The organism is Polaromonas sp. P1_E11 (assembly GCF_056405995.1).
Genome location: NZ_JBFUBA010000006.1, coordinates 59,022 through 71,090, shown reverse-complemented (window position 1 = coordinate 71,090; position 12,069 = coordinate 59,022). Strand labels below are relative to the sequence as shown.

Below are 12,069 nucleotides of genomic sequence, written 5' to 3'. Positions count from 1 at the left end.
TATGCCGCATGATCCACGAACAACCGCGATTTATCACATCACTGACATAGGAAATCTGCGGGATATATTTGCTGCGGGAGGCCTTTTGTCGGATGCTGCAATCGGTGCAACGCCCCACCAAGTTATCGGCTATGCACATATCAAGCAAAGGAGAATGACCGAGTATCGTGTTCCTTGCTGCAATAACATGTATGTCGGCCAGTTTGTCCCGTTCTATTTTTGCCCACGATCACCGATGCTGTTCACGGTGAACAAGGGAGGCGTGCCTGGCCGAGCGGCAGGCTGTCAGCGCGATATAGTGCACTTAGTGAGTACTGTCCAGAGTGGAATTGACCTGGGACGGCATTGGGCAATTGCCGATGGCAATGCAGGCGCCGGATATACCAGTTTCTCTAGTCACCTGAATGGCTTGGATACCTTAGACTGGGACGCAATTAGGGCGCGAGATTGGCGCGGAATAACACATCAGAAGATGGCAGAATTTCTCATTGAGCATTCGGTACCCTGGACTTCGATCATTGAGATTGGATGTTATGACCAACAGGCCTTTGAGGCAGTCTCAAACCTTCTTGCGCACGTTGCGCATCGCCCTCATGTCACTATCAGGTCGGAGTGGTACTACTAATGATTAATTACTCCGAAGGAAATCTCCTCGAAGCGCAGGTTCAAGCGCTGGTTAATACTGTGAATACTCAAGGCGTAATGGGCAAAGGAATTGCGTTGCAGTTTCGACAAGCTTTTCCGGAAATGTTTAAGTCCTATGCAGATGCTTGTAAGTTTGGCATGGTGGAGCTTGGGAAGATGGACATCTACGACCGAGGAGGCCTCGCTGATGGCCCGCGCTGGATCATCAATTTCCCCACCAAAGGGCATTGGAAGGCAAAAAGTAAGATTGGAGACATCCAGCTTGGCTTGGTCGACCTCGTAGCTACCGTGCGACGCCTCGATATCAAGTCGATTGCTATCCCTCCGCTTGGGTGCGGTTATGGCGGTTTGAATTGGGCCGATGTGCGCCCGCTAATTGAACAAGCTTTCGCGGTGTTGCCCGAGGTCAAAGTGAACGTATATGCACCGGGCGCTACTCCAAACGCTGCGGACATGCCCAACGCTACAGAAGCTCCGAAAATGACGGTGGGTCGCGCCGCGTTGATAGCTCTGATTAAACGGTATCTCGATGGCTTGCTAGACCCCTATGTAAGTCTGCTTGAGATTCACAAGTTGATGTACTTTATGCAGGAGGCTGGCCAGAATCTTCGCCTCAAGTATGAACCTCATATCTATGGTCCGTATGCTGTTGAGTTGCGCCAAGTAATGACTAGGTTGGAGGGGCACTTGTTGACAGGGTGGGGCGAGGGTGCCGATACGCCCACCAAGATCATTGAACTGGTGCCAGATGCTGCTGAACAAGCCGAAGACTTTCTCCGGGCTCATCCAGACGTTATCGAACGAATGGATCGCGTCGCTCGGCTCATTGAGGGTTACGAAGACGCCTATGGAATGGAGTTGCTCAGCTCAGTTCATTGGGTCATGTGCAACGATGTAGGCGCAAGAGACTCAGCGGACGCCGCTATTGCCAAGGTACATGCTTGGAACGACCGAAAGCGGCGATTGTTAAAGCCCGCCCACTTGCAAAAGGCGTGGCTGCGACTCAAAGATTCTGGCTGGGATCACGAAACTCGGAGCGCAATTCATTGAGTACGTGGCTAGTAATCGGAACGGCTTCTTAGATTGTGTGAAGCGGCCGCGACTCCGGGGTTAATGGGTGAGTCGTGCGCTGGCGTTTGGACTAAAAATCATGGCCGCCACAAAAAAAGGGAGTGACGCGGTGAATGAAGGTCTACTCAGGCAGCGCCGAAATCTAATGACAGTGTGCATCTTGCTATGGCTGCTTAAATATGGGCAGGTCGAGTTTAGTAAGCTGAGCTTTGCGGGTTTCGACGTTACGTTCAATCGGCCAGAAGCCCTGTACCTCTGTTTGTGGGCGGCCTTTGCCTACTTTCTATATCGCTATTACCAATACTTCGTCAGGTACGGGCAGAGCGAGGTAACTAGCCACTTTAAAAATGGCCTTGATCAATCAGCTTTGGACTGGATGGCGAAGATCCATCGGGCACACCCGGAGTGGGATACGAAGATTGGCTATCCGAAGCTGGGCGACTTGTTCAGATCTCGATTCATTGTGCGGGCCGAGGAGCGCATCATGGAGCAAGGCCAAGACAAGGGCGGACGACCATTTGAAGTTCGCCTCAATCGTTGGCATGTACTTTGGCGACTTATACGAGTCGTCGGAGAGGGGGTTCTCAGAAGTACGGTCGTGACGGATTACCTGTTGCCATTTGTCCTCGCCTTGTCTGTACTGCTTTACTGCGGTGGCGGGGAATGGCAGGGCGGATTTTGGCGCTTGATCTTCTAGAGGCCACAGTACCTAGCGCCCCCCCGGGGGTGTACACCCCGCTGATGCACTCGGCCGCAGAAATCTTAGAAAAATCCAATCAAAACAACGAGCTAGCGAGGTCAAGGCGTGTCGCTGGTTCGATTCCTCGCTTTCCTAGAAATTTGTTGCTTTTCTTAGCTTTTGGGCACAAAAATGCGGAATTCTCCGGGCGAAACATCAGCCCATTCCCGAAACGCCCGAATAAAACTCTTCTCATTCCGAAACCCCGAAGCCTCAGCTACCTGCTTGATGGGTTTGGAGGTCCGCAGCAACAACTCTTTCGCCTTCTCAAATCGCACCTCGTCCTTGAGCTGCTGCAGCGAAGCGCCTTCTTCCTGAAGCTGCCGGTGCAAAGAGCGCGCCGACATATTCAGCGCCGCCGCCAAGGTCTCTGCATTGTGCGAAGCCACCGCCGGGTTCGCCAAGGCCTGCCGCACCTGCTCTACCAGCAACCTGTCGCGCCGGTACTGCAGCACCGTCAGCGGCAAAGCCCGCTGCAGCATCTGCTGCAACGCCTTCTCATCACGCCGCAGCGGCAAGGCCAGGTAACGTGCATCAAAACGGATCTCGGCCTGCGCGGCGTTGAACTGCAGTGACGGCCCGGGAAACATCAGCCCATAAGCCTCTACATGCGGCGGCGCAGCAAACGGAAAACGCGCGCCCTGCAGCGGAATGCGCGAATCCACATACCAGCAGGCCAGGCCGTGGATGTTGCGCAGCACGTGCACCAAAGCAAACTCACCGACCTGACCGGGGGCTTTTTCTTCGACCGTGATGGCGGCGGTGTCGCCGGAGGTGCTTAGGCGCAAGATGATGTCGTCGGCAATCAGCGCGTGGTGGCGGCACCAGCGTTTGAGGGCCACGCCCAGGTTCGGTGAGCTGATGGAGGCGCGGGCCAACATGCCGTAGCTGCCCCAGGGCAGTTTGCGGCTGAAGGCGCCCAGGCCTTCGTCGTCCAGCTCTTGCATGGCGGCGCCTGAAAGAAGCTCCATCTGGCGGGCGGTGATGTGGGCGTTGACTTGTTTGAGCTGTGCTGGCGTGATCTGTGCCAGTTTCAGGGCTTCTGATGGGCTTTGGCCGTGGCGCTTGTAGGCGGCTGCAATGCTTCTGGCAAAGGCCATGGGGGTGGCGGCTTTTGGCGGATTGGTGGGCCTTGTGGCGGCTTTCGTGGGCATGGTGGCAATTTTCCGCGCAGGTGGCAGGATTTGCAACCTCATTGGCTGTGCCTGTGGGGCGGGTTTTCGCTAAGCTGGCTCTTTAGCGCTAATCTGGCGCTAAGGTAGGGCCCACGCGCCCGAAGGTCTGGCGCAGGCCAGCCCCGTTTCAGCGCCTTTCACCCGTATTTCAGGAATTGCCATGCCCGCTCTGGAGACAAAACTCAACGCCCGTTCTGCCGACTTTCAGGCCAATGCCGCCGCCATGCAGGCGCAGGTGGACGACCTGAATGCGCAAGTCGCCAAGGCCGCCCTGGGCGGCGGTGAGGCCACGCGGGCGCGGCACGTGTCGCGCGGCAAGCTGCTGCCGCGTGACCGCGTGCAGATGCTGCTGGACCCGGGCACGCCTTTCCTTGAGCTCGGCCCCCTGGCCGCCAAAGACATGTACCCCGACCGTGACGGCACCGACAGCGCACCCTGCGCCGGCGTCATCACTGGCATTGGCCGCGTCAATGGGGTGGACTGCATGATCGTGTGCAACGACGCCACGGTGAAGGGCGGTACCTACTACCCGATGACGGTGAAAAAACATCTGCGCGCGCAAGAAGTGGCGATGCAAAACAACCTCACCTGCATCTACCTGGTCGACTCTGGCGGCGCCAATTTGCCGAATCAGGACGACGTGTTTCCTGACCGCGATCACTTTGGTCGCATCTTTTTTAACCAGGCCAACATGAGCGCGCAGGGCATTGCGCAGATCGCCGTGGTCATGGGCAGCTGCACGGCCGGCGGCGCGTATGTGCCGGCCATGAGCGACGAGACCATCATCGTCAAGAACCAGGGCACCATCTTTCTGGGCGGCCCGCCGCTCGTGAAGGCGGCCATTGGTGAGATCGTCAGCGCTGAAGACCTGGGCGGTGGCGATGTGCACACGCGGCTTTCGGGTGTGGCAGACCACCTGGCACAAAACGACGCGCATGCGCTGGCGCTGGCCCGCCAGGCCGTGGCCAGCCTCAACAAGACCAAGCGCTTCGACCAGGCCCTGCGCACGCCGGTGCCGCCGCTGCACAGCCCGCAAGAGCTGCATGGCGTGATTCCGGTAGACCCCAAAAAGCCGTACGACGTGCGCGAGGTGATTGCCCGCATCGTCGACGGCAGCGAGTTTCATGAGTTCAAGGCGCGCTTTGGCCCGACGCTGGTCTGCGGCTTTGCGCACATTGAAGGCATGCCCGTGGGCATCATCGCCAACAATGGCATTTTGTTCAGCGAATCGGCCCAGAAGGGCGCGCACTTTATCGAGCTGTGCTGCCAGCGCAAGGTGCCGCTGGTGTTTCTGCAAAACATCACCGGCTTCATGATCGGCCGCAAATACGAAGCCGAAGGCATTGCCCGCCACGGCGCCAAGATGGTGACGGCCGTGGCCACGGCCCAGGTGCCCAAGTTCACGGTGATCATCGGCGGCAGCTACGGCGCCGGCAACTACGGCATGTGCGGCCGGGCGTATTCGCCGCGCTTCCTGTGGATGTGGCCGAACGCGCGTATCTGCGTGATGGGCGGCGAGCAGGCCGCCGGCGTACTGGCCACCGTGAAGCGCGACGCGATTGAAGCCAAGGGAGGCACCTGGAGCGCCGAAGAAGAGGCCACCTTCAAGCAGCCCGTGCTGGACCAGTTTGGCCAGCAGTCGCACCCGTATTACTCCACGGCGCGGGGTTGGGACGACGGCGTGATTGACCCGGCGGATACGCGGCGTGTGCTGGCGCTGGGGCTCTCGGCAACACTGAACCAACCGATTCCTGATACGAAGTTCGGCGTCTTCCGCATGTGATCAGAAAAGCCAGCTGGAAAGGACAAATGAGATGAACCATCTGAACATCCAGATCGAGTCGCTGGTGGCGACCGTCACGCTGAACCGCCCTGACGTGCGCAATGCCTTCAACCAGGAGGTCATCGCCGAGATGACGCAGGCTTTTGTCGAGCTGGGCATGCATGACGAGGTGCGCTGCGTTGTGCTGGCGGCCAACGGCCCGGCCTTCTGCGCAGGCGCAGACCTGAACTGGATGCGCAGCATGGCCGACTACACCCATGCGCAGAACCTGGAAGACGCGGGCCGCCTGGCGACCATGCTGCAGGCCGTTTATGAATGCCCCAAGCCCGTCATTGCCCGCATACAGGGCGACGTGTATGCCGGCGGCATAGGCCTGGTGGCGGCTTGCGACATGGCTGTGTCGGTGGACACGGCCGGGTATTGCCTCAGCGAGGTGAAGCTGGGGTTGATTCCGGCCACCATCAGCCCGTATGTGATTCGCGCCATGGGTGCGCGGGCGGCGCATCGCTACTTCCTCACGGCCGAGCGCTTTGATGCGGTGGAGGCCTTGCGCATTGGTTTTGTTCATGAAGTGGTGACGGCCGATGCGCTGGACGCCAAGGTGTCCGAGCTTGTGAAGGCGCTTGTCAATTCAGGGCCTGAAGCCGTGAAGCTATGCAAACAACTGGTGCAGGACGTGGGCGGCCAGCCGATCACGCCGGAGCTGGTGCAGATGACGGTGGAAAGCATTGCTGATGTGCGCGTGAGCGCGGAAGGTCGCGAAGGCGTTCAATCGTTCCTGCAAAAGCGCAAGCCCTCGTGGCTGCCTTCAAAACCCGAATGACGCCATGAACACACTGGACACCGCACAACTGATTGCTCTCGCCGGTGCATTGGGCTGGGCCAGTGGGGTGCGCCTGTACCTGGTCGTGCTGCTGACCGGGCTGGCAGGGTTTATGGGTTGGGTAGAGCTTCCGCAGGGCCTGCACCTGCTGGCCAACCCGGTGGTGCTGGGCGTCAGTGGCTTCATGGTGTTTATTGAATTTTTTGCCGACAAGATTCCGGGTCTTGATTCGCTGTGGGATGTGGTGCATGGCGTGATCCGCATTCCAGCGGGTGCTGCGTTGGCGGCGGCGGTGTTTGGCGCAGACAACGGCCTGGGCGCGCTGGTGGCTGCGCTGCTGGGCGGCACGCTGGCGGCCACCAGCTTTGCGGCCAAGGCCACGACGCGCGCGGCCATCAACACATCGCCCGAGCCTTTCAGCAATATTGGCGCCTCGCTGGTCGAAGACTCGCTGGTACCGGCTGGCTTGTGGCTGGCCATTGCGCACCCGCTGGTGTTTGTGGTGGTGCTGGCTTTGGTGCTGGCGCTCAGCATCTGGTTGATCCGCATCTGCTGGCGCTTTTTGCGCCAGCTGTTCACCCGCGTGGCCCGCATCTTCAGCGGCAAGCCAGATCCTGGCACCACTTCCGCATTTACCTTGAAGTCTCCTTTCTCAAAGAACGATCATGTTTAAAAAAATCCTTATCGCTAACAGGGGCGAGATAGCGTGCCGTGTGGCGGCAACTGCGCGCCGCATGGCCATTCAATCTGTCGCGGTGTATTCCGATGCCGATGCGGGCGCCAAGCATGTCGATTTTTGCGACGAGGCTGTGCACATCGGCGGCAGCGCCCCCAAAGACAGCTATCTGCGCTGGGAACGCATCATCGAAGCCGCCAGGGCCACGGGTGCCGAGGCGATTCACCCGGGTTACGGCTTCCTGAGTGAAAACGAAGAGTTCGCCCAGGCCTGTGCCGACGCAGGGCTGGTCTTCATTGGCCCACCGGCGTCGGCCATCAAGGCCATGGGCCTGAAGGCCGAGTCCAAACAGCTGATGGAAAAAGCCGGCGTGCCGCTGGTGCCGGGTTACCACGGCAGCGACCAGGACCCGGCGCTGCTCAAACGCGAGGCTGACCGCATTGGTTACCCGGTGCTGATCAAGGCCAGCGCGGGCGGCGGCGGCAAGGGCATGCGCGCGGTCGACAAGACGGAAGACTTCGACGCGGCGCTGGCATCGTGCAAGCGCGAAGCCATCAACAGCTTTGGCGACGATGCGGTGCTGGTGGAAAAGTATGCCCAGCGCCCGCGCCACATCGAGATCCAGGTGTTCGGCGACACGCATGGCAATTACGTTTACCTGTTTGAGCGCGACTGCTCGGTGCAGCGCCGCCACCAGAAGGTGCTGGAAGAAGCGCCTGCCCCCGGCATGACCGAAGCCATGCGCAAGCAGATGGGTGAGGCCGCCGTGGCCGCTGCGCGTGCCGTGAATTACGTGGGCGCGGGTACCGTGGAATTCATTGTTGAGCAACGTAGTGATGGCTCCATGAATTTCTTCTTTATGGAGATGAACACGCGCCTGCAGGTGGAGCACCCGGTGACCGAAGCGATCACCGGACTGGACCTGGTGGAGTGGCAGCTGCGCGTGGCTTCGGGTGAGAAACTGCCGCTGGCACAAGATCAACTGCGCATCCACGGCCATGCCATCGAAGCACGCATCTGCGCCGAAACGCCCGACAACAACTTCCTGCCTGCTACCGGCACACTGCATGTCTACAAGAAGCCGGTGCACACGGCGTTTGAAAGAGGTCAGGTCCGGGTGGATGACGGCGTGCGCGAAGGCGACGCGATCTCGCCTTATTACGACTCCATGGTGGCCAAGCTCATCGTGCATGGCGCCACGCGCGAAGAAGCGCTGGCCCGGCTGGACGATGCGCTGGCGCAGACCCGCATCGTCGGCCTGAGCACCAATGTGCAGTTCTTGCGTTATGTGGTGCGCAGCCCGTCGTTTGCCAAAGCCAACCTCGACACCGCGCTGATCCAGCGCGAAGAAGCCGTGCTCTTCAGGCAGGAGCCGGTGGGCCTGGCCATGGCGGGTGCGGCGGCGGTGGCCAAAGCACTGCTGGATGAGCGGGCCATGGAAGGCGCAGACCCTTTCAGCCGCCGCGACGGCTGGCGCTCGCATGGTGTGATGGAGCGCCGCTTTGAGTTTGAATTTCACGGCGAACCCGCCAAGGCAACGCTGGCCTACCTGCACGACGGTGCGTTGCGCCTGACGATGGGTGAGGCATCGGGCCCGTTGGTATTTGCCGAAACCGCCCAGGGCATTGACGTGCAGTTTGCCGGCCAGCGCATGACGGCCGCCGTGTATGCCCAGGGCGAGCTGGACCATGTGTTCACCGCCAAAGGCGCCACGCAAATCCTTTCCATCGACCTGCTGGCCCATGCGGGCGAAGCGCAGGCCGAAGGCGGCCGCCTCACGGCGCCCATGCCGGGCAAGGTGGTGTCGTTTGCCGTCAAGGCTGGCGACAAGGTGAGCAAGGGCCAGCCACTGGCGGTGATGGAAGCGATGAAGATGGAGCACACGATTGCCGCGCCGGCCGACGGTACGGTGCAGGAGCTGCTGTATGCGCCGGGCGACCAGGTGAGCGAGGGCTCGGAATTGTTGAAAATAGCCGTTTGACCTGACTTTGACGGAAGTTTTCAATGCGCATCAGTTTTTGCTGTTCCGATATCAAACCCCAGCCCTGGGTAGACGGCCTGAAAGCCGAGTTTCCCGATGCGCAGGTGGAGTTGTGGTCCGCCGGCGCGGCGCCGGCCGACTACGCGGTGGTCTGGGCGCCGCCCCAGCAGTTCTTTGACGAGCAGCCGAAGCTCAAAGGCATCTTCAACATTGGCGCCGGCGTTGACGCGCTGATGAAGCTGCGGCTACCGGCAGGTGTTCCGGTGGTGCGGCTGGACGACGCCGGCATGTCCGCGCAGATGGCCGAGTTTGTCTGCCATGCGGTCATTCGCCACTTTCGCGAGCTCGATGGTTATGAGGCCGATATTGCCGAAGGCAAATGGTCGTACCGCAAGCCGCGCCTGCGCACCGACTACCCCATTGGCGTGATGGGCCTGGGCGTGCTGGGCGAGCGCGTCGGTCGCGCGCTGGCGCAGTTTGACTTTCCGGTCAATGGCTGGAGCCGGTCGCCCAAGACGATTGAGGGTGTGCGGTGTTTTTCAGGCGATGCGGGTGGGCAGGGTTTTCAGGATTTCCTGGCGGCCAGCCGCATCCTGGTGTGCCTGCTGCCGCTGACGTCTGAAACACGGGGCATCATGAACCTGGACACCCTGTCGCAGTTGCGGCCGGGCGGCTATGTCATCAACGTGGCGCGCGGCAGCCACCTGGTCGATGGCGACCTGATCACGCTGATCGACAACGGCCACCTGGCGGGCGCCACGCTGGATGTGTTTCATACTGAACCGTTACCGGCAGATCACCCTTTCTGGAAACACCCGAAAGTCACGGTAACCCCGCACACCTCGGCCCGCACGCTGCGCGAGGAAAGCATTGCCCAGATTGCGGGCAAGGTGCGTGCCGTCGAACGCGGAGAGCGGGTTGCTGGTATTGTTGATCCACTGCGTGGCTATTGAAGCGCAGGCCCCGGAGTTTCATTGATGCCATCGTCCACATCTCACCGCCTGCTCAGTGTTTTTGGCTGGCTGTTGCTGGTGCCCAGCGGGCTGACAGCCCTGGGAGCTCTCTGGCTGCTGACCTCAAGCCTGGGCCTTGGCAGCGACACCCGCACGGTAGCCGGGCGGGTGGTGGGACACGAAGCGTCCCGCCTGAAGCTCAGCACGGGCCAGAAAAGCATTGTTGAGTTTTCCGCGCACGATGGCCGTACCCTGCGTGTGGCCGACCCCTTGGTGCGCCAGGGCGGCGCCGTCCATAAAGTGGGTGAAGCCGTGAAGGTGCGTTATCCGGTGGACGACCCGGTGCAGGCCCAGATTGTGGGGTCGGTGCTGGTGCAGGGCTTTATCGGTGGGATTCTTTTGTTGTTCAGTGCGCTGGGTGTGCTGGCCGGCTGGCTGCTTTTGTGGTTGCGCCCGCGCGGTGCGGCACCTGCGGCCGCCTGACCTTGAAATCGAATACGGAAAAAACCATGTCCTTGCCCTCCAAAGTCAAAATTGTCGATGTCGGCCCGCGCGACGGCTTGCAAAATGAAAAAGCCCAGGTGCCGGCCGCGGTGAAGATCGAGCTGGTGCACCGCTTGCAGGATGCGGGCCTGACCGAAATCGAAGTCACGAGTTATGTGTCGCCCAAGTGGGTGCCGCAGATGGCCGACAACGCTGAAGTCATGCATGGAATTCGTCGCAACCCGCGCGTGACCTACTCTGTGCTGACGCCCAACATGAAAGGCTTTGAAGCCGCCATCGCCGCGCCGCGCAACGAGTGGCCCGACGAGATCGTCGTTTTCGGTGCGGCCAGCGAGGCCTTCAGTCAGAAGAACATCAACTGCTCCATCGCCGAAAGCATTGAACGATTTGCGCCTGTGGTGGCAGCGGCCCGCGACAAGGGCATTTATGTGCGCGGTGCGATGTCGTGCACGGTGGGTTGCCCCTATGAAGGTGAGATATCCCCCGAGCGCGTTGGCATGCTGGCCGGCCTGATGAAGGGCATAGGCGTGCAGCACGTCGGCGTGGCCGACACGATTGGCGTGGGTACGCCGCTGAAGGTGCGGCGCGCGCTGGATGCGACCTTGGCACATTACGACCTCAACGATGTCTCCGGGCATTTTCACGACACCTACGGCCAGGCGCTCAGCAACACGCTGGCCGCGCTGGAAATGGGCGTCTGGCAATTCGACACCTCCGTCGCAGGCTTGGGAGGCTGCCCGTTTGCCAAGGGCGCCACCGGCAACGTCGCGACAGAAGACGTGGTCTACATGCTGCATGGAATGGACATTGAAACGGGCATTGATATGGATCAGTTGATTGATGCGGGAAAATTCATCAGCGATTTCCTGGGGCGAAAGCCCAATTCCCGCGCCGCTACGGCTTTGTTGAACAAGAGGCTGAATTGAAATGTGTGGATCCGAATTGAAGACGTTGCCTGAGGGCGTGCAGCGGGTGGCCGCTGTGCTGCTGGACAGCGGCCACCTGCATGCGCCTGTCATGCTCGACGATGCCGCGCGCACCGCGCAGCAGGCAGCCGATGCACTGGGTGTGCAGGTGGGCCAGATTGCCAAGAGCATTATTTTTCGCCGCAAGTCCGACGATGCCGCCGTGCTGGTGGTGACGTCCGGCGACCAGCGGGTCGATGAAAAAAAGGTCGAGGCCATGGTGTGTATCGACGGCAAGCGCCTGGCACGGGCCGATGCGGAGTTTGTGAAGGCGCGCACGGGGTTCTCCATAGGCGGTGTGTCGCCGCTGGCGCATGCTACGCCCTCCGTGACGCTGATTGACCGTTCGCTGTTCCGCTTTGAAACCGTGTGGGCGGCTGCGGGCCATCCGCATGCGGTGTTCCAGCTGTCGCCGCAGGAGCTTGAGCTGCTGACGGGCGCGCCGGTGGCGGACTTTGCGGTGAATGTGGACGAGGACAAACTGGCGCGCAAGCATGCGATCGAACTGGTGTCCCTGCGCGCGGCCACACTTGATGATGAGCCGGACGCGCCGTCGCCCTGCATTTCCGTGTGCCGCATGAACGCTGCTTCGGGCCTGTGCGAAGGCTGCTTTCGCACGCGCGATGAAATTGCGCAGTGGAGTGGAGCCGACGACACCGCTAAGCGCCATATCTGGACATCCATCGGGCAGCGCATGGCTGCGATGCAGCCATGACCGGCGAGAACACAACGATGAAGCCGGCAGCCGGTAATG

12 protein-coding genes and 1 pseudogene are annotated in these 12,069 nt (G+C 60.5%); 12 read left to right on the top strand and 1 reads right to left on the bottom strand.

Going from position 1 to position 12,069, the window contains the following annotated elements; all coding sequences use genetic code 11:
• Nucleotide 1: 1 nt before the first annotated feature.
• The 3 genes from darT (at nt 2) to AC1D11_RS18850 (ending at nt 2,413) form a co-directional block, all read left to right on the top strand.
• The gene (darT, locus tag AC1D11_RS18860; RefSeq protein ID WP_477648226.1) at nt 2-625 is read left to right on the top strand and encodes a type II toxin-antitoxin system toxin DNA ADP-ribosyl transferase DarT; all 624 of its coding nucleotides are present in this window, start codon (nt 2-4) and stop codon (nt 623-625) included.
• The gene (darG, locus tag AC1D11_RS18855; RefSeq protein ID WP_477648225.1) at nt 625-1,695 is read left to right on the top strand and encodes a type II toxin-antitoxin system antitoxin DNA ADP-ribosyl glycohydrolase DarG; all 1,071 of its coding nucleotides are present in this window, start codon (nt 625-627) and stop codon (nt 1,693-1,695) included. The genes darT and darG overlap by 1 nt, the downstream gene beginning before the upstream one ends.
• 100 nt (nt 1,696-1,795) lie before the next feature.
• Nucleotides 1,796-2,413, top strand: a complete 618-nt coding sequence (locus AC1D11_RS18850; RefSeq protein ID WP_477648224.1) for a hypothetical protein — start codon at nt 1,796-1,798, stop codon at nt 2,411-2,413.
• 155 nt (nt 2,414-2,568) lie between these two features.
• Here AC1D11_RS18850 and AC1D11_RS18845 read toward each other — a convergent pair whose 3' ends face one another.
• Nucleotides 2,569-3,609 (bottom strand): AraC family transcriptional regulator, encoded by a 1,041-nt coding sequence (locus tag AC1D11_RS18845; RefSeq protein WP_477648223.1) that lies wholly within the window; start codon nt 3,607-3,609, stop codon nt 2,569-2,571.
• A 181-nt stretch (nt 3,610-3,790) separates the two neighbouring features.
• Here AC1D11_RS18845 and AC1D11_RS18840 point away from each other — a divergent pair, with 181 nt between their 5' ends.
• From AC1D11_RS18840 to AC1D11_RS18800, 9 genes and pseudogenes are all read left to right on the top strand, one after another.
• Nucleotides 3,791-5,413: a carboxyl transferase domain-containing protein gene (locus AC1D11_RS18840; RefSeq protein WP_477648222.1), complete on the top strand. Its 1,623-nt coding sequence runs from the start codon at nt 3,791-3,793 to the stop codon at nt 5,411-5,413.
• 31 nt (nt 5,414-5,444) lie between these two features.
• The gene (locus tag AC1D11_RS18835; RefSeq protein ID WP_477648221.1) at nt 5,445-6,236 is read left to right on the top strand and encodes an enoyl-CoA hydratase/isomerase family protein; all 792 of its coding nucleotides are present in this window, start codon (nt 5,445-5,447) and stop codon (nt 6,234-6,236) included.
• Between the two features lie 4 nt (nt 6,237-6,240).
• Entirely contained in the window at nt 6,241-6,909 is a 669-nt protein-coding gene (locus AC1D11_RS18830) for a DUF4126 domain-containing protein (RefSeq protein ID WP_477648220.1), read from the top strand.
• The gene (locus tag AC1D11_RS18825; protein ID WP_477648219.1) at nt 6,902-8,893 is read left to right on the top strand and encodes an acetyl/propionyl/methylcrotonyl-CoA carboxylase subunit alpha; all 1,992 of its coding nucleotides are present in this window, start codon (nt 6,902-6,904) and stop codon (nt 8,891-8,893) included. The genes AC1D11_RS18830 and AC1D11_RS18825 overlap by 8 nt, the downstream gene beginning before the upstream one ends.
• 23 nt (nt 8,894-8,916) lie before the next feature.
• A complete protein-coding gene (locus tag AC1D11_RS18820) occupies nt 8,917-9,846 on the top strand; it encodes a 2-hydroxyacid dehydrogenase (protein WP_477648218.1) in 930 nt (309 codons plus the stop codon).
• 24 nt (nt 9,847-9,870) lie between these two features.
• Complete coding sequence (locus AC1D11_RS18815) at nt 9,871-10,329, top strand: DUF3592 domain-containing protein (protein ID WP_477648217.1); 459 nt, start codon at nt 9,871-9,873, stop codon at nt 10,327-10,329.
• Between the two features lie 26 nt (nt 10,330-10,355).
• A complete protein-coding gene (locus AC1D11_RS18810; protein WP_477648216.1) occupies nt 10,356-11,276 on the top strand; it encodes a hydroxymethylglutaryl-CoA lyase in 921 nt (306 codons plus the stop codon).
• A gap of 1 nt (nt 11,277) precedes the next feature.
• Nucleotides 11,278-11,769 (top strand): annotated as a pseudogene (locus tag AC1D11_RS18805) (YbaK/EbsC family protein); the annotation flags it as partial.
• Nucleotides 11,761-12,030, top strand: a complete 270-nt coding sequence (locus AC1D11_RS18800; RefSeq protein ID WP_477648230.1) for a DUF1289 domain-containing protein — start codon at nt 11,761-11,763, stop codon at nt 12,028-12,030. The pseudogene AC1D11_RS18805 and the gene AC1D11_RS18800, both read left to right, overlap by 9 nt.
• The last annotated feature ends 39 nt before the right edge of the window (nt 12,031-12,069 follow it).